Source organism: Mycolicibacterium chubuense (assembly GCF_001044255.1).
In the GTDB taxonomy this organism is placed as follows: Bacteria; Actinomycetota; Actinomycetes; order Mycobacteriales; family Mycobacteriaceae; genus Mycobacterium; species Mycobacterium chubuense.
Map to the genome: position 1 here is coordinate 20,909 of NZ_JYNX01000022.1, position 15,931 is coordinate 36,839.

Annotated in this window: 17 protein-coding genes; 11 read left to right on the forward strand and 6 right to left on the reverse strand. The window is 70.6% G+C overall.

Annotated elements, in window-relative coordinates; all coding sequences use genetic code 11:
- Positions 1 to 54 precede the first annotated feature (54 nt).
- From MCHUDSM44219_RS05625 to MCHUDSM44219_RS05645, 5 genes are all read left to right on the forward strand, one after another.
- Positions 55 to 549, forward strand: a complete 495-nt coding sequence (locus MCHUDSM44219_RS05625) for an SRPBCC family protein (RefSeq protein ID WP_048417249.1) — start codon at positions 55 to 57, stop codon at positions 547 to 549.
- A gap of 32 nt (positions 550 to 581) precedes the next feature.
- A complete protein-coding gene (locus MCHUDSM44219_RS05630) occupies positions 582 to 1,304 on the forward strand; it encodes a Clp protease N-terminal domain-containing protein (RefSeq protein ID WP_048417250.1) in 723 nt (240 codons plus the stop codon).
- A gap of 36 nt (positions 1,305 to 1,340) precedes the next feature.
- Positions 1,341 to 1,775: a PPOX class F420-dependent oxidoreductase gene (locus MCHUDSM44219_RS05635; protein ID WP_048417251.1), complete on the forward strand. Its 435-nt coding sequence runs from the start codon at positions 1,341 to 1,343 to the stop codon at positions 1,773 to 1,775.
- Positions 1,776 to 1,852: 77 nt separating this feature from the next.
- The gene (locus tag MCHUDSM44219_RS05640; RefSeq protein ID WP_048417252.1) at positions 1,853 to 2,347 is read left to right on the forward strand and encodes a hypothetical protein; all 495 of its coding nucleotides are present in this window, start codon (positions 1,853 to 1,855) and stop codon (positions 2,345 to 2,347) included.
- Positions 2,332 to 2,874, forward strand: coding sequence for a GNAT family N-acetyltransferase (locus tag MCHUDSM44219_RS05645; RefSeq protein ID WP_048417253.1), 543 nt, complete (start codon positions 2,332 to 2,334; stop codon positions 2,872 to 2,874). The genes MCHUDSM44219_RS05640 and MCHUDSM44219_RS05645 overlap by 16 nt, the downstream gene beginning before the upstream one ends.
- On the opposite strand, the gene zapE is transcribed toward MCHUDSM44219_RS05645, so the two are convergent.
- A complete protein-coding gene (gene zapE / locus MCHUDSM44219_RS05650; RefSeq protein ID WP_048417254.1) occupies positions 2,850 to 3,908 on the reverse strand; it encodes a cell division protein ZapE in 1,059 nt (352 codons plus the stop codon). The genes MCHUDSM44219_RS05645 and zapE overlap by 25 nt on opposite strands.
- Positions 3,909 to 3,942: 34 nt before the next feature.
- On the opposite strand from zapE, the gene MCHUDSM44219_RS05655 reads away from it, so the two are divergent.
- From MCHUDSM44219_RS05655 to msrB, 4 genes are read left to right on the forward strand one after another with little or no spacing between them, the layout of a single operon-like run.
- The gene (locus MCHUDSM44219_RS05655) at positions 3,943 to 4,731 is read left to right on the forward strand and encodes a pyrimidine reductase family protein (protein ID WP_048417255.1); all 789 of its coding nucleotides are present in this window, start codon (positions 3,943 to 3,945) and stop codon (positions 4,729 to 4,731) included.
- Positions 4,732 to 4,748: 17 nt separating this feature from the next.
- Positions 4,749 to 6,305 carry an alpha/beta fold hydrolase gene (locus MCHUDSM44219_RS05660; RefSeq protein ID WP_048417278.1) on the forward strand — a complete coding sequence of 519 codons (1,557 nt, stop codon included), beginning with the start codon at positions 4,749 to 4,751 and terminating at the stop codon, positions 6,303 to 6,305.
- A gap of 37 nt (positions 6,306 to 6,342) precedes the next feature.
- The gene (gene aftC / locus MCHUDSM44219_RS05665; RefSeq protein ID WP_048417256.1) at positions 6,343 to 7,620 is read left to right on the forward strand and encodes an arabinofuranan 3-O-arabinosyltransferase; all 1,278 of its coding nucleotides are present in this window, start codon (positions 6,343 to 6,345) and stop codon (positions 7,618 to 7,620) included.
- On the forward strand, positions 7,617 to 8,027 hold the full coding sequence (gene msrB, locus MCHUDSM44219_RS05670) for a peptide-methionine (R)-S-oxide reductase MsrB (protein WP_048417257.1): 411 nt from the start codon (positions 7,617 to 7,619) through the stop codon (positions 8,025 to 8,027). Before aftC ends, msrB begins: the two co-directional genes overlap by 4 nt.
- On the opposite strand, the gene MCHUDSM44219_RS05675 is transcribed toward msrB, so the two are convergent.
- The 4 genes from MCHUDSM44219_RS05675 to hemE form a co-directional block, all read right to left on the reverse strand.
- On the reverse strand, positions 7,987 to 9,783 hold the full coding sequence (locus MCHUDSM44219_RS05675) for an EAL domain-containing protein (protein WP_131722289.1): 1,797 nt from the start codon (positions 9,781 to 9,783) through the stop codon (positions 7,987 to 7,989). The two genes, msrB and MCHUDSM44219_RS05675, sit on opposite strands and share 41 nt — an antisense overlap.
- Positions 9,784 to 9,966: 183 nt before the next feature.
- On the reverse strand, positions 9,967 to 10,671 hold the full coding sequence (hemQ, locus tag MCHUDSM44219_RS05680) for a hydrogen peroxide-dependent heme synthase (protein ID WP_048417259.1): 705 nt from the start codon (positions 10,669 to 10,671) through the stop codon (positions 9,967 to 9,969).
- 4 nt (positions 10,672 to 10,675) lie between these two features.
- The gene (locus MCHUDSM44219_RS05685) at positions 10,676 to 12,031 is read right to left on the reverse strand and encodes a protoporphyrinogen oxidase (RefSeq protein WP_048417260.1); all 1,356 of its coding nucleotides are present in this window, start codon (positions 12,029 to 12,031) and stop codon (positions 10,676 to 10,678) included.
- Positions 12,028 to 13,092, reverse strand: coding sequence for a uroporphyrinogen decarboxylase (hemE, locus tag MCHUDSM44219_RS05690; protein WP_048417261.1), 1,065 nt, complete (start codon positions 13,090 to 13,092; stop codon positions 12,028 to 12,030). The genes MCHUDSM44219_RS05685 and hemE overlap by 4 nt, the downstream gene beginning before the upstream one ends.
- A 130-nt stretch (positions 13,093 to 13,222) precedes the next feature.
- Here hemE and MCHUDSM44219_RS05695 point away from each other — a divergent pair, with 130 nt between their 5' ends.
- Entirely contained in the window at positions 13,223 to 13,759 is a 537-nt protein-coding gene (locus MCHUDSM44219_RS05695) for a DUF3000 domain-containing protein (protein WP_236695366.1), read from the forward strand.
- A gap of 4 nt (positions 13,760 to 13,763) precedes the next feature.
- Positions 13,764 to 15,038, forward strand: a complete 1,275-nt coding sequence (locus tag MCHUDSM44219_RS05700) for an HRDC domain-containing protein (protein WP_048417263.1) — start codon at positions 13,764 to 13,766, stop codon at positions 15,036 to 15,038.
- Here MCHUDSM44219_RS05700 and MCHUDSM44219_RS05705 read toward each other — a convergent pair.
- Complete coding sequence (locus MCHUDSM44219_RS05705; protein WP_048417264.1) at positions 15,022 to 15,927, reverse strand: alpha/beta fold hydrolase; 906 nt, start codon at positions 15,925 to 15,927, stop codon at positions 15,022 to 15,024. The two genes, MCHUDSM44219_RS05700 and MCHUDSM44219_RS05705, sit on opposite strands and share 17 nt — an antisense overlap.
- Positions 15,928 to 15,931 lie beyond the last annotated feature (4 nt).

A 15,931-nucleotide genomic window follows, 5' to 3' on the forward strand; every position in this document is an offset into this window, starting at 1 on the left:
CCGCGTAGCGAAACCCCTCAGTGATCCAGACCACTCTCGTGACACCATCGACGCATGACCGATCGCATCGAGGTGTCCCGCACGATCGCCGCTCCCGCCCCTGACGTCTTTGCCGTGCTCTGCGACCCGCAGGGCCACGTGGCGATTGACGCGACGGGCATGCTGCAGGACGCCGACGGGGACCCGGTGCGCGGGGTCGGCGACAGCTTCGTCGTGCACATGGACCGCGAGGCCCTCAACGACTTTCCCCTGGGCCGCTACGACGTCACGGTGCAGATCAGCGAGTTCGAGCAGGACCGACACATCGCCTGGACGATCCTGGGACAGATCCGCCCGCAGATCGGCCACGTCTACGGCTACCGCCTCGAATCCGCCGAGGAGGGAACCATGGTGACGTCCTTCTACGACTGGTCCGGCATCGACCAGCATTGGCGCGACGCGAAGATCTTCCCCGTGGTGTCCGAAGGCGCTCTCCGGGCCACGCTGGGCGTCCTCGACCGCACGGTGCGGCGCGGTTACCCCGGAGACTCCCGGTCAACCCAGGGTTGACGATCCTCGGCGCGTCAACTTAAGGTTGACGCATGCGCGACGCCGCCAAAATCAGCCACCCCGTCCGCCTCGACGACCTCATCGACGTCATTACGCGCGTTCACGATCAACCCCTCGACCAGCTGACCGATGCAGTGCTGGCCGCCGAAGCACTCGGCGAGGTGGCCGACCACCTGATCGGCCACTTCGTCGACCAGGCTCGCCGCTCGGGGGCGTCGTGGACCGAGATCGGCAAGTGCATGGGTGTCACGAAGCAGGCCGCGCAGAAACGCTTCGTCCCCAGGACGCCCACCGATGCGGCGGCGCTGGACCCCGACGCCGGGTTCAGCCGGTTCACCCCGCGCGCCCGTGCGGTCATCGTCGAGGCCCAGAACCGCGCGCACGCCGCGGGCAACTCCGAGATCCGCCCGGAGCACCTGGTACTCGGGCTTTTCGCCGACCCGACCGGGCTGGCCGCCCGCCTGATCGCCGACCAGGGCGTGGACGCCGCCGCCGTCGCCGCCGCCGTCACCCTGCCGCCCCCGGCCGAGGATGTGCCGGCGCTCATCCCGTTCGACGCGCGCGCCAAGAAGGCCCTCGAGCTGACGTTCCGTCACGCGCTGCGGCTGGGCCACAACTACGTCGGCACCGAGCACCTCCTGCTCGCGCTGCACGACCAGGAGGACGACGACGGCGTGCTGCACCGGCTCGGAATCGACGCCGGGCGTTTCGAGAACGACCTCCGCGCCGCGCTGGAGCCCTTCACCAACCCGTGAGGGAATGAAACGGGCGGTCGCGCGGTAGCACACCACATGGAACTCAACTCCGCTGCGCGTGACCTCATCGGCCGGGGCGCCGACGCCACCCTGGTGACCCTCAACCCCGACGGCAGCCCGCAGGTGAGCCTGGTCTGGGTGGCGCTGCAGTCCACCCCGGACGGCGACGAACTGGTGATGGCGCACCTGTCCGAACACAAGAAGATCCGCAACGTCCGCCGCGACCCGCGGGTGGCGGTCACGATCGTCGCGCCCGAGGGCCCGACCGCCGTGATGCGGCCGTACCTGTCGATCACCGGGACGGCCCGCATCGTCGAGGGCGGCGCGCCGGAACTGCTCGCCGAACTGGCGCAGACGCTCGCTGCGCCCGACGCGGGCTTCCCTCCCCCGGACGCGCCGCCGGGTTACCTGACCCGGATCCGCATCGACAAGGTCGGCGGCGTCGGACCCTGGGTGCCTTCGACGTCATAACTCCGCCGACGGCATCGCCGGGTGTGCGATCATGCCAGGACCTGCTCGATAAGCGTGGCCCGGAGGGATCCCCACACATGCGGCGCTGGCTCGTCTTCCTGCTCGCCACCATCGCCACGCTCGGCGGCGTGCTCGCACCCCCGGCCGGCGCCGCCGTCATCCCGATCGGGCGGCTCGGCGAGACGTTGCGCGTCGAATTCAAGGGACTGGTCGCCGACGTCGCGGTCACCGGCGTCGCGCCGTCGGACGTTCCGCCGGGCTTCGGCTACCCGCCCCGCGCCCCGCGCTACCAGGTGTACCGCGCCGACGTCACGATCACCCCGGTGCAACTGCCCACCCCGTACGCGATGGGCATCACCTACGGGTTCCGCGGCGTGACCCCGACCGGGGACGCATACGAGCCCCGCAACAGCGACGCGCCCGATGCGCTGCAGTACGGAATGCAGAACGCCCAGGTGGGCCGGACGTTCAGCGGCGGTGTCTGGTGGGACTGCTACCGCGACCTGGTGTCCAACGTCGTGCTGCTCGACCGGGTCACCGGCGTCCGACTGGCCCAGTGGAACGTGGCCTGAGCCTGCAGATCGGTACGGCCGACGCCGCCCGGCTGGCCGAACTCGCCGACGTCGCCGCCCGCACCTTCCCGCTGGCCTGTCCCCCGTCGTGTACCCCGGCCGACGTCGCCGCGTTCATCGCCGAGAACCTCACGCCGGCCCGGTTCGGCGACTACCTCGACGATCCGGACCGGACCGTGCTGACCGCCACCCGAGATGATCGAATCATCGGTTACGCCATGATGATTCGCGGCGTGCCCGATGACCCGGATGTGACGGCCGCGGTCACCCTGCGGCCGGCGGTGGAGCTGTCGAAGATGTACGTGCTGCCCGACGCCCACGGCGCGGGGGTGTCGACGGCCCTGATGAGCGCCGCCCTCCAGCACGCCGAGGCCGAGGCGGCGGCCTCGGTGTGGCTCGGCGTCAACCAGAAAAACGTTCGCGCGCAACGCTTTTACACCAAGCACGGCTTCACCGTCACCGGCACCAAGACGTTCCGGCTGGGCACCCACCTCGAGGCCGACTACGTGATGGCGCGCCCCGTCTGACCGGCGGCCGTCAGCGCCAGCAACCGCGACGTCGCCCTCAGGTACTTCTTGCGGAACCCACCCGCGAGCATCTCGTCACTGAACACGGTGTCGAGCTTGGCGCCGGACGCGACCACCGGGATGCCCGCGTCGTAGAGCCGGTCGGTCAGCGACACCAGCCGCAGCGCGACATTCTGATCGTCGAGCGGATGCACCCCGGTCAGGAACACCTCGGAGACGCCCTCGATCAGAGTCAGGTAGCGCGACGGGTGCATCGTCGCCAGGTGAGCGCACAGCGCGTCGAAGTCGTCGAGCGTCGCGCCGGGCACGTCCGCTGCCCGCTGCGCCACCTCGTCGTCGCCGAGCGGCTCCGGCGCGGGCGGCAGGCCGCGGTGCCGGTAGTCCGGGCCCTCGATGCGCACCGTGGTGAACATCGCTGCGAGCGTGTTGATCTCGCGCAGGAAGTCCTGCGCGGCGAACCGCCCCTCGCCGAGCTGCTCGGGCAGCGTGTTGGAGGTGGCCGCCACCGACACGCCCTTCTCGACGAGCGCCGACAACAGCCGGGAGATCAGCGTGGTGTTGCCGGGGTCGTCGAGCTCGAACTCGTCGATGCACACCAGTGCGTAGTCGGCGAGCAGGTCGATGCATTCGACGAAGCCGAACACCCCGGCCAGCTGGGTCAGCTCCCCGAACGTGGCGAACGCTCGCTTGACGTCTTCGCCGCCGACCTCGTAGTACGACGAGGCCAGCAGGTGCGTCTTGCCCACCCCGAAACCGCCGTCGAGGTAGATGCCGACGCCGGGCAGCACCTCACGCTTGCCGAACAGCTTCTTCTTCCCGGCCCGCCGCTCGAGCGCCTGCGCGCAGAACCGGCGGCACGCCTCCACCGCCGCGGCCTGGGTGGGCTCGGCCGGATCGGGCCGGTAGGTGTCGAAGCTGACGTCGGCGAACGTCGGCGGCGGAACCAGCTGCGCGACCAACCGTTCCGGCGTGACGCTGGGACGCCGATCGGTCAGATGCGCGACGTCGCTGGAGCTGAAGCTGGACCCCTGCATGCAGGCACCTTAACGGCGTGCTGTGATTCTGCGTATGTCCGCAGACCACGACGGGACGCAGTTCACAGTGCTCGGCGGTGTCGGCGCGATCGACGCGGCCGGGCTGGCCGACCGGTACGCCTACCCCGACACCCCTTCCGGATGCTGGGTGCGGGCCAACATGATCGCGTCGGCCGACGGCGGCGCGACGAGCGCCGGTAAGTCCGGCGGCCTCGGCGGCGCCGGTGACAAAGCACTGTTCGGCATGCTGCGCGAGCTCGCCGACGTGGTGCTCGTCGGCGCGGCCACCGCGCGGGTCGAGGACTACTCCGGGGTGACGTTCGACGCCGCGCAGCGCGCGGCACGGCGGGACCGCGGTCAGGCCGAGATCCCGCCGGTCGCGGTACTCACCCGATCGGGCTCGGTGGATCCCGACGCCAAGCTGTTCACCCGCACCGACGTCCCTCCGCTGGTCTTCACCAGTTCCGGCGCGGCACCCGGCGCCCGCGACCGGCTGGGCGCACGGGCCGAGGTGATCGACGCCTCCGGCAGTGACCCCGACTCGCTCGATCTGGCCGGCGTGCTCGACGTGCTGGCCGGGCGCGGCCTGCGCCGCGTGCTGGCCGAGGGCGGCCCCGGCATCCTCGGCATGCTGATCGCCGAGGACCTGCTCGACGAGCTGTGCCTGAGCGTCTCGCCGGTGCTGGTCGGCGGCGCGGCGGGCCGCGTCGTCACCGGCGAGGCGGACGGCCGGACGGCCCTGCGACTGCGCCACGCGCTGACCGACGACGACGGCTACCTGTTCCTGAGCTACGTGCGTGCTGCCGCGGCCGACGCTCGCTGATCAGTACTGTGGTCGGCATGTTTCGTTCGGTGCCGGCTGTGGTGGCGGTGACGGTGTCGCTGGTCCTTTCCGCGTGCTCCCCCGGCCTGGCCGCCAATCCGCGCTACGCCACCGATTCCGGCGCGGGCCCGCAGGGCGCCACCCAGACCAGTGAGAAGCCCGCCGGTCCGCCGGGGATCGAGGCGCCGAAGAACGACCTGTCGTGGCGCGACTGCACCTCCCGGGTGTTCAGCGCCGCGGCGGTGGATCCCCTGCCGGGCGTCACGCTCGACTGCGCGAGCTACGACGCCGACCTCGACCCGATCAGCGGGGCCACCGGCAGCGTGAGCATCGGCGTGGTCCGCGCCCGCTCCGCCCAGACCCCGGCCGACGCGGGTCCGCTGGTGATGACGACCGGTTCGGACCTGCCGTCGTCGGTGCAGCTGCCGGCGTGGTTGTCGCGCGCCGGCGGCGACGTGCTGGCCAAGCATCCGATCGTCGCCGTCGACCGTCGCGGCATCGGCATGTCCGGTGCCCTGGACTGCCGCGACGTGTTCGACCGGCAGGAGATGTTCGAGCAGGCCCAGTTCCAGTCCGGCGACGATCCGGTCGCCAACCTCGGGGCGGTCACCATGACCGCGACGACGAGCTGCACCGACACCATCGCGCCCGGCGACTCGGCGTACGACAACTCCCACGCCGCCGAGGACCTCGAACGGCTGCGCACCACCTGGGACGTGCCGGCGCTGGCGCTGCTCGGCGTCGGCAACGGGGCGCAGGTGGCGCTGGCGTATGCCGGTTCCCACCCCAACAAGGTGGCCCGGCTGGTGCTGGATTCCCCGCTGCCACTGGGCATCGCGGCCGAGGCCGCCACCGAGCAGCGGGTCAGGGGCGAGCAGGCGTCGCTCGACGCGTGGGCCACCCAGTGCCTGGCGACCAACTGCCCGCTCGGCGCGGACCCCAAGGGCGCCGTCGACACCCTGCTCTCGGCGGCGCGGTCGGGCAACGGCCCCGGCGGGGCGTCGGTCGCCGCGGTGGCCGACGCGATCTCCACGGCGCTGGCGTTCCCCCAGGGCAACCGCGTGGACGCCGGAAACGAGCTGGCCCAGGCGATCGCCGATGCGAACTCCGGAGACACCAACCGGCTCAACAACCTGATCAACACCGCGGAGACGCTGCGCCAGACCGACGGCCAGTTCGTCAACTCCTGCAGCGACGCGCTCAACCGCCCCACCCCCGACCGGGTCCGCGAGCTCGTCGTCGAATGGGGCAAGCGCTACCCGCAGTTCGGCACGGTCGGCGCGCTCGACATGGTCAAGTGCCTGAACTGGCCGAGCGGCACCGCCCCGAAGGAACCTCAGGGGCTGACGACGCCGACCCTGCTGCTCGGCGTGCAGAACGATCCGATCGTCGGCGGCGAAGGCGTGGCGGCCGTCGCCGCGACAGCGATCAATGCGGGGTCGACGAACAGGCGGGTGATGTGGCAGGGCATCGGCCACGGCGCGTCGATCTACTCGCCCTGCGCTCTCCCGCCGGTGCTCGCCTACCTCGACAGCGGCCAGCTTCCCGCCACCGACACGTACTGCCCGGCCTGACAGCCCGGCACCGCGCCGCTACGGTACGGTGCCTGACGTGCGTGATCTTGTGGTGAAAGCGTTCAGGCCCCGCACCAGCCCGCCCACCACCGCGTCGGTTCTGCGTTCGGTCCTGTGGCCGCTGGCGATCCTGTCGGTCATCCACCGCAGCTACGTCCTGGTCTTCAACCGTTACATCACCGACGATTTCGCGCCGGTGTACCGCGCGGTCATCAACTTCAAGTTCGGCTGGGACATCTACAACGAGCACTTCGACTACGTCGACCCGCACTACCTCTATCCGCCGGGCGGCACCCTGATCATGGCGCCGTTCGGCTACCTGCCCGAAGTGGCCTCGCGGAACTGGTTCATCTTCTTCAACACGGTGGCCATCATCCTCGCCGGTTACTTCCTGCTGCGGCTGTTCGGTTTCACGCTGTCCTCGGTCGCCGCGCCGGCTCTGCTGCTGGCGATGTTCTGCACCGAGAGCGTCACCAACACCCTGGTCTTCGGAAACATCAACGGCGTCATGCTGCTTCTGGAGGTGCTGTTCTTCCGGTGGTTGCTCGACGGCAACCGCAGCCACGAGTGGTGGGCCGGGGTCAGCATCGGGCTGACCCTGGTGGTCAAACCGCTGCTGGCGCCGCTGCTGCTGCTGCCGTTGCTCAACCGTCAGTGGCGGTCGCTGGTCACCGCGATCGCGGTGCCCGTCGTGTTCAACGTCGCCGCCTGGCCGCTGATCTCCGACCCGATGAGCTTCGTCACCCGGACGGTGCCCTACATCTTCTCCACCCGCGACTACTTCAACAGCTCGATCCTCGGCAACGGCCTGTACTTCGGTCTGCCGACGTGGCTGATCCTGCTGCTGCGCATCGTGTTCGCGGTCCTCGGCGCCGCGGCCCTGTGGCTGCTCTACCGCTACTACCGGACGCGCGACCCGTTCTTCTGGATGCTGACGTCCTCCGGCGTGCTGCTCACCACCTCGTGGCTGGTGCTCTCGTTGGGACAGGGCTATTACTCGATCACGCTGTTCCCGTTCCTGATGACCGTCGTGCTGCCGAACTCGGTGATCCGCAGCTGGGTGGCGTGGCTGGCGGTCTACGGGTTCCTGACGATGGATCGCTGGCTGCTCTGGCAGCTGCCGAGCACCGGGCGCGCGCTGGAGTACCTGAAGATCACCTACGGCTGGTCGCTGATGGTGATCGTGGTCTTCACCACGCTGCTGTACCGCTACCTCGACGCCCGGGCGGACGGCCGTCTCGACGAGGGCATCGATCCGGTGTGGCTGCCACGACGCGCTCCCGAGTCCGCGGCGCCGAGTAGCCTGGCACCATGACGGGTCCCAAACTGGAGCTGAGCGACGACCAGTGGCGTGCACGCCTCAGTCCCGAGGAGTTCGCGGTGCTGCGCCGGGCGGGCACCGAGCGTCCGTTCACCGGTGAGTACACCGACACGAAGACCGAGGGCGTGTACCAGTGCCGGGCGTGCGGCGCCGAATTGTTCCGCAGCAGTGAGAAATTCGAGTCGCACTGCGGCTGGCCCTCGTTCTTCGACCCCGCGGATTCCGATGCGGTGATCCTGCGTACCGACGACTCGCTGGGCATGCGCCGGGTGGAGGTGCTGTGCGCGAACTGCCACAGCCATCTGGGGCACGTGTTCGAGGGCGAGGGCTATCCGACCCCGACCGACCAGCGCTACTGCATCAACTCGATTTCACTACGTCTGGTGCCCGCGGTTCAGTGACCTCCTGCGGCACCTCCGCGCCGTCTCGGCCCTGCGCTTCGAGCAACGCGAGCATGTCCGGTCCGGACAGGGGCCGGCTGAAGTAGAAGCCCTGCGCCACTCGGCAGCCGTACTGGCGCAGCAGGGCCGCGATCTCGGCGCTCTCCACCCCCTCGGCCACCGGCGTCATCCCCAGCGCATGCGCCATCCCGATCATCGAGCGCACGATCGTCGCCGACGTCTGATGCGTCAGGATCGGGGCGATGAACTCACGATCGAGCTTGAGCTGATCGACCGGCAGATCGCGCAGGTACCACAGCGCCGAGTAACCGCTCCCGAAGTCGTCGATCGCGACGCGAATCCCTCTCCTGCGCAATGCGTGCAACGCCGACCGGGTTTCGTGCATGTCGGCGAGCAGCCGGTCCTCGGTGATCTCGACGACCAGCGCCTCCGGCGGCAGCCCGCGCCGGCGCAGGCCCGCGGTGATGTCGGAGGTGAGCTTCGGGTCGCTGATCGTCGGCGCGAAGACGTTGACCGCGACCGGCAGCCGGAAGCCCGCCGCGTACCACGTCGCCGCGCCGTCGAGCGCCAGGTCGAGCACGGCGCTGGTCATTGAGCTCATCAGCGCCTGCTTGGTGACCAGCGGGAGGAACTGGTCGGGTGCGAGCAGGCCATGACAGGGGTGCGGCCATCGGATCAGCGCCTCCATCCCGACGATCCGCCCGGAGTCCAGGTCGAACTGCGGTTGGTACACCACGCTCAGTCCCGAGTGGTCGATCGCGTCCCGGAGTTCGTCGAGCATGGGCGGGGCGACGGGCAGCGCCTCGGCGGCTTCGGCGCGCAGCCGGCGATTCTCGTCCAGGATCATCACCTGCCGGATCACCACGGCCACCCCGATCACCGCGACGGCCACGAACACCGGCCCGAGCCCCGCGATCAGGACGGGGGTGCACAGCACCGCCGACAGCAGCACCGGCACATAGGGCAGCCACCGCGACACCGCCGCGGTCCGCGACGCCGGGTCGACAGAGGGGTCGCGGGTGGCGGACACCGCGGCGACGCCGAGCAGGAGCAGACCCCACGCCCAGCCGACGCCGATCTCATGGTGGTCGGAGTAGCCGTCCGTGGCGGTCAGATAGGCGAATGCGGTGTCGGAGGCCGCGATCGCGACCAGCCCGGCGGTCATCAGGGCCAGCTGTGCGCGCCGGGACGGCGCGGTGCGCAGGCACATGAGCGCGGCGACGGTGATCAATGCGATGTCGACGACCGGGTAGATCAGCGACATCGCGACCCACACCACATCGCCGCCCTGGGCCGCGTACACCGTCTGCAGCCACGTCACCCAGGCGGCGCCGAAAATCGCCGCCGCGACGATCAGCCCGTCCAGCAACACCCGCAGTTGGGTGCCCGTCGGCGCAGCGGTGAGCATCAGGATCAGACACAGGCCGGCACCGGCGAGGAACGTCAGGTAGCCGGCGTCCGCCCATGAGGGGAACGGCGCCTCGCCGACCACCAGGTCGTAGTAACTCCACATCGCCTCCCCCGCGGCCCAGCTGGCCGTACCGGCGGCGAGGAAGGCCCAGGCGGCGCGGTCCCGGCCGGACAGGACGAACGCCGCGCGGGCGGCACAGGCCGCCGCGGCGAGCGCGAAGAGCACGAGCCCGACGTCGTCGAGAACACGGATGAGGGCCGGGCCGCCCCAACCGCCGATCAACCAGGCGCCATACCCGGCACCGACGATCACAGCACCCGCCGCCACCCCTCTGAGGAACGGCACCGGGCGATCCTAGCAACCTCGCTTTACACGCGGCACCAGGTCATGAGGGCCGCAGGTTGTTTGCTGCGACTAACTATTACTTCCGTAATAGAGTCTTTGGACCCTTGAACTGCAGCTTCCTCGTCGATGAAGTATTTGCAGCGGCATCAATATCGAGCGCGAAAGCCGTCTTTCAGCAAACCATCAGGGCAGTGCGTTCACGAGCTTTTCCACCGACACCCGCGGGCCGGTGAAGAACGGCGTCTCCTCCCGCACATGCCGGCGCGCATCGGTGGCCCGCAGGTCACGCATCAGATCCACGATGCGGTGCAGCTCCGGCGCCTCGAACGCCAGCAGCCACTCGTAGTCGCCGAGCGCGAACGCCGGCACGGTGTTGGCGCGAACGTCCTTGTAGCCGCGTGCGGCCATGCCGTGCTCGGCGAGCATCCGTCGGCGTTCGTCGTCGGGCAGCAGGTACCAGTCGAGCGACCGCACGAACGGATACACGCAGATGTAGGCGCCGGGCTCCTCGCCTGCCAGGAACGCCGGGACGTGACTCTTGTTGAACTCGGCGGGCCGGTGCAGCGCGACATTGCTCCACACCGGGGTCGACGCGCGGCCCAGCGTGGTGGTGCGGCGGAAGTCGGCGTAGGTGGCCTGCAGGGCCTCGATGGTCTCGGCGTGCGTCCAGACCATGAAGTCGGCGTCGGCGCGCATCCCTGCGACGTCGTAGAGCCCCCGCACGACGACGCCGTTGTCCTCCTGGTGCTTGAGGAACGTCGCCGTCTCGTCGACGACCGCGGCCCGGGCATCGTCACCGTCGGCCAGCACCCCGGGCTTGACCGCGAAAACCGAGAACATCAGGTAGCGGATGGTGGAGTTGATCGCGTCGAAGTCGAGCTTGGCCATGGCTCTATCGTGCCACGATGGCCGCGACCGCCCGGGTCGCGGCCGCCACGCACGCGGGCACTCCGATGCCGTCGAGGTAGCCGCCGGCGACGGCCAATCCTGCCGGCAGGCCGGCGCGCAGGTCCGCGACGAGTTCGGCGTGCCCGGGACCGTACTGCGGCATCGCGTCGAGCCAGCGCACCACGCGGCTGTCCTCCGGTGTGACGGCGACCCCGAACAGCGTCGCCAGGTCCTGCTCGGACCAGGTCAGCAACTCCTCGTCGCCCGCGCGCCGGGCTACGTCGTCGCCGAACCGGCCAAAGGACAGGCGCACCATCTCGCACGAGCCGCGCCGCCCCCATTTGCGCGACGACAGGGTGACCGCCTTGGCTTGCAGCCGGCCGGGGCCCGCGACCAGGACCCCGGACTGCTCGGGCAGGGGGGTGCCCCCGGGCAGGGCCAGCGCCACCACCGCGGCCGAAGCGACCCGGATGCGGCGCGCCGCTGCGGCGGTCCGCGGGGCGACATCGCCGATCAGCGCCGCGAGCCGGGGCGCCGGCACCGCGAGCACCACCGCGTCGGCCGGCCAGCGGGCGCCCTCGTCGTCCACGACCTCCCAGCCCCGCGCGGCGGCACACACGTCCGCGACGGCCACCTGCGCCCAGGTCAGCCCCGAACGGCGGACCAGTTCGTCGATCAGCACCGTGTAGCCGCCGTCGATCGCGCCGAACACCGACCCGGGCTGCGGCGGCGGCAGCGCGGTGCAGACCGCCTCGGTCAGGCTGCGGGCGCCACGGTCCAGCGCGGTGGCGATCGTCGGCGCCGCCGAGCGCAGCCCGATCGTCGCCGCCGATCCGGAATAGACGCCGGCCAGCAGCGGATCCACCGAGCGGGTGACCACCTGCTCGCCGAAGCGGTCGCCCACCAGGTCGGCGACCGACGGGTCGGCGCCTGGATTCCAGGCCAGCGGGCGCCTGGGCTCGTCCAGCATCCATCGGATCGTCGCGTCGTCGACCAGACCCGTGAGCGCCGTGGGCCGCGACGGAATGCCGTTGACGGTGTCCTTGGGCAGCGGATGTGTGCGGCCCTCGCTGTAGATCAACGGCCGGGCCCCGGTCGTCGTGAGCTGTCTGCCCGACAACCCCAACTCCCCCAGCAGCGCGGGGACCTCGGGCCTGCGGGTGACGAACGCCTCGGCGCCGACGTCGAGCGGTTGCCCGCCGATCCGCTCGGTGCGCAGCACCCCGCCCAGCCGGTCAGCCGGGTCCAGCAGCGTGATCGACGCATCCGGACCGGCGGCGACGCGTAGCCGGTATGCCGCGACCAGACCCGAGATACCGCCGCCCACAACGCAATACCGGGCTGCCCTGGGTGCGCTCACAGCTCGTGCACCAGCGCCACCGCCTCGGTGATGACGTCAGGATCAGTGGCGGGCAGCACCCCGTGACCGAGGTTGAAGACATGGCCGACCGCGCCGGCGTCGACGGCCCGCCTGCCGTCCTCGACGACCGCACGCACCGCACGCTCGACCACCGGACGGCCGGCGAGCAGCACCACCGGATCCAGATTGCCCTGCAGGGCGGTGCCCCGCTGCACCCGGCCCGCCGCGTCGGTCAGCGAGGTGCGCCAGTCCACGCCGACCACCGCCGGCACGCCGTGCCCCGCCACGGCCTCGGACATCGCGCCGAGCAGTTCGGCCGTCCCCACCCCGAAGTGCGTCATCGGCACCCCGTGACCGGCGAGCGCGGTGAACACCCGGGCGCTGTGGGGCAGCACGTGAGTGCGGTAGTCGGCCAGCGACAGCGTCCCGGCCCAGGAGTCGAAGACCTGGATGGCGTCGACGCCGGCCTCGATCTGGGTGCGCAGGAACGCGATCGTCACCTCCGTCAGTGCGGTCATCAGCGCGTTCCACGTGTCGGTCGCGCCGAGCATCATCGCCTTGGTGTGCTCGTGGTTGCGGCTGGGGCCGCCCTCGACCAGGTACGACGCCAGGGTGAACGGCGCCCCGGCGAAGCCGATGAGCGGGACGTCGCCCAGTTCGCCCACCAGTTGCCCGATCGCGGCGGCGACCGGGGCGACCTGCTGCGGATCCAGGGCCGCGACGGTCCCGACGTCGGCGAGGGTGCGGATCGGGTGCTCGATGACGGGCCCGACGTCGGGCACGATGTCCAGCGCGATGCCGGCCGCTCGCAGCGGCACGACGATGTCGGAGAACAGGATCGCCGCGTCCACGTCGTGGCGCCGCACGGGCTGCAACGTGATCTCGGTGATCAGGTCCGCGTCGAAGCAGGCCTGCATCATCGTGTTCTTGGCCCGCAGCGCCCGGTATTCAGGCAGTGACCGCCCGGCCTGCCGCATCATCCACACCGGTATCCGGGTGGGCTTGCGGCCGGCGACGGCGGCCAGGTAGGGCGATTCGGGCAGCTCGCGGCGCGTGTTCATCGGCCCCTATGCTGCCATGCCCGCTGACCTCCGATTCGGCGCGCCATGAGCACAGACCTGTGGAAATGGGCTAGCGTCTTTCGGCGTGACCACCGCTGAACCGGCTCAATTCCGTGAAGCGGTGGCGGCGATGAATGCCACCACCGTGCGACCGGAGATCGAGCTGGGGCCGATCCGGCCCCCGCAGCGCCTGGCGCCCTACAGCTACGCGCTGGGCGCCGAGGTCAAGCATGCCGAGGCGGCGGTCATCCCCGAGCGCTCCGACGGGGACGCCTTCGGCCGGCTGATCCTGCTGCACGATCCCGAGGGCGCCGACGCGTGGGACGGCACCATGCGGTTGGTCGCCTACATCCAGGCCGACCTGGACTCCAACGAGGCGGTCGATCCCTTGTTGCCCGAGGTCGCTTGGAGCTGGCTGGTGGACGCGCTCACCGAGCGCTCCGAGCACTTCACCGCGCTGGGCGGCACCGTCACCGCGACCACGTCGGTGCGCTACGGGGACATCTCCGGGCCGCCACGCGCGCACCAGCTGGAACTGCGGGCCTCCTGGACCGCGACGACACTCGACCTGGGTCCGCACGTCGAAGCCTTCTGCGAGGTGCTCGAGCACGCTGCGGGACTGCCGCCGGCCGGGGTGACCGACCTGGGCTCGCGCACCCGCGCCTGACGCGATGACCGATTCCGACACATCCGGCGTGGACTCCGACGCCGAAGGACCCGACACCGACGCCGTCCCGCTGCTGGCCCCCCGCGAGGGCGTGCCGGAGGTCGCCGTCAGCCGCAGCGAGATCAGCAGGGCCGCAGACTTTCTCGCCTCGGGCACCGGCCCGTTCGCGGTCGACGCCGAGCGCGCGTCGGGATTCCGCTACTCCAACCGCGCCTACCTCGTGCAGATCCGCCGCACCGGAGCCGGCACCGTCCTGATCGACCCGGTCAGCCACGGCGGCGACGCGGTCGAGGTGCTCGCGCCACTGGCCGAGGTGCTCGCCGAGGACGAGTGGGTGCTGCACGCCGCCGACCAGGACCTGCCGTGCCTGGCCGAGATCGGCATGCAGCCGCCCTCGCTGTACGACACCGAGCTGGCGGGACGGCTGGCCAACTTCGACCGGGTGAATCTGGCCTCGATGGTGCAGCAGCTGTTGGGTTTTCAACTGACCAAGGGCCACGGTGCCGCGGACTGGTCGAAGCGGCCGCTGCCCGACGAATGGCTCAACTACGCCGCGCTGGACGTCGAGGTGCTCACCGAGTTGCGCGACGCCATCGACGCCCTGCTCGCGGAGAAGGGCAAGTCGGAATGGGCGCGGCAGGAATTCGAGTACCTGCGGACAGCGGAGAGCTCACCCACCCGTCGGGATCGCTGGCGGCGTACGTCCGGTATCCACAAGGTCCGCGATCCGCGGACGCTGGCGGCGGTGCGGGAGCTGTGGCTCACCCGCGATCAGATCGCCCGCCGCCGCGACATCGCCCCGGGGCGCATCCTGCCCGACAGCGCGATCATCAGCGCCGCTACGGCCAACCCCGACACCGTCGAGAAGCTGACGGCACTGCCGGTGTTCGGCGGCTCCCGGCAGCGGCGCAGTGCGCAGGTGTGGCTCGAGGCGCTGCAACGGGCGCGCACCGCCGAACCACCGTCGGCCCAGGAACCGTCCAACGGCCCGCCCCCGGCGTCCCGCTGGGCCCGGCGCAAACCCGAGGCGGCGGCCCGGCTGGAGGCTGTCCGCGCCGGGATCAACGAACTGGCACAGCAGGTTTCGGTACCGCCGGAGAACCTGCTCTCCCCCGACACCGTGCGCAGGCTGTGCTGGGACTGGGTGGCTGTCGACGACACCGCCGGCGCGGTCGAAGCGTTCCTCGCCGCGTCCACCGCCCGGCAGTGGCAGCGCGAGCTGACGGTGCCCGTGCTGACCGCGGCACTGACCGCCGCGGAGCCTACCGACTCGCCGTGACTCGCTCGACGTGCGCGAGGAAGTGCTCGAGCACCGCCTCGGGCGCTTCGATCTGCGGCCAGTGCCCGATGTCGTCGGCGAGCATCACGACGTCGGGCGCGGGCACCACCTCGGTGTAGCGGCGCGCCATGTGCGCGCCCGAGTTCGGGTCGACGGGCCCGTCGATCAGCCGCATCGGCACCGAGGTCTCCCGCATGGCCCGCACCCACCGGTTGCGGTGGATCCGCCGGTCCTCGAGGAAGCGCCCGACCTGGTGCAGCACCCGCTTGCCGTCGTTCCACTCGAGGATCTCGTGGAACGTCTCCATCATCTCCCGCGTCGGTTTGGTGTTCGGACCGAACATCTCGTTGATGGTGGGCTCGAGGATGCGGCGCGACAGGGCACTGCCCTGCAGCGGGCTCATCAGGTCGCCCAGCGGCGTCCCTGACATCAGCCTCTGCATCAGGCGCGGGGTGTAGGCCTCGGTGAACAACCCGCCGTTGAGCCAGGTGATCGACTCGATGTCCCAGCCTCCGTAGGCCTGCTCGCCGAACACCTTGCGCGCCAACAGCTCCTGCGCCACGGAGTCGCCGAGGTCGTGGGCCAGCACGTGGGCCGAGCGCACGCCGAGGTCGGCCAGAAGGGCCTCGTGCATGTCGGCATGGTCGGCGACCGTGTACCGGTAGGCGCTCGGCTTGGCCGAGAAACCCATGCCCATCATGTCGGGCGCGATGACGCGGAACCGCGCCGTCAGTGCCGGCCAGATCGCGGCCCAGTCGTAGCTGTTGAACGGGTAGCCGTGCACCAGCAGCAGCGCGGGGCCCTCACCTTCGCAGCGGTAGAAGACGTCGAAGCCGAGGTAGTCGAAGTACTGTCCCTGGGCTTTCCACTGCGCGAGCTCGGCATCCACGTCT

Bases quoted from the DNA above. Each gene is read 5' to 3' on its own strand.
- MCHUDSM44219_RS05625 (WP_048417249.1), top strand. From the start codon at position 55: ATGACCGATCGCATCGAGGTGTCCCGCACGATCGCCGCTCCCGCCCCT.
- MCHUDSM44219_RS05630 (WP_048417250.1), top strand. From the start codon at position 582: ATGCGCGACGCCGCCAAAATCAGCCACCCCGTCCGCCTCGACGACCTC.
- MCHUDSM44219_RS05635 (WP_048417251.1), top strand. From the start codon at position 1,341: ATGGAACTCAACTCCGCTGCGCGTGACCTCATCGGCCGGGGCGCCGAC.
- MCHUDSM44219_RS05640 (WP_048417252.1), top strand. From the start codon at position 1,853: ATGCGGCGCTGGCTCGTCTTCCTGCTCGCCACCATCGCCACGCTCGGC.
- zapE (WP_048417254.1), bottom strand. From the start codon at position 3,908: ATGCAGGGGTCCAGCTTCAGCTCCAGCGACGTCGCGCATCTGACCGAT.
- MCHUDSM44219_RS05655 (WP_048417255.1), top strand. From the start codon at position 3,943: ATGTCCGCAGACCACGACGGGACGCAGTTCACAGTGCTCGGCGGTGTC.
- MCHUDSM44219_RS05660 (WP_048417278.1), top strand. From the start codon at position 4,749: ATGTTTCGTTCGGTGCCGGCTGTGGTGGCGGTGACGGTGTCGCTGGTC.
- msrB (WP_048417257.1), top strand. From the start codon at position 7,617: ATGACGGGTCCCAAACTGGAGCTGAGCGACGACCAGTGGCGTGCACGC.
- hemQ (WP_048417259.1), bottom strand. From the start codon at position 10,671: ATGGCCAAGCTCGACTTCGACGCGATCAACTCCACCATCCGCTACCTG.
- hemE (WP_048417261.1), bottom strand. From the start codon at position 13,092: ATGAACACGCGCCGCGAGCTGCCCGAATCGCCCTACCTGGCCGCCGTC.
- MCHUDSM44219_RS05695 (WP_236695366.1), top strand. From the start codon at position 13,223: ATGAATGCCACCACCGTGCGACCGGAGATCGAGCTGGGGCCGATCCGG.
- MCHUDSM44219_RS05700 (WP_048417263.1), top strand. From the start codon at position 13,764: ATGACCGATTCCGACACATCCGGCGTGGACTCCGACGCCGAAGGACCC.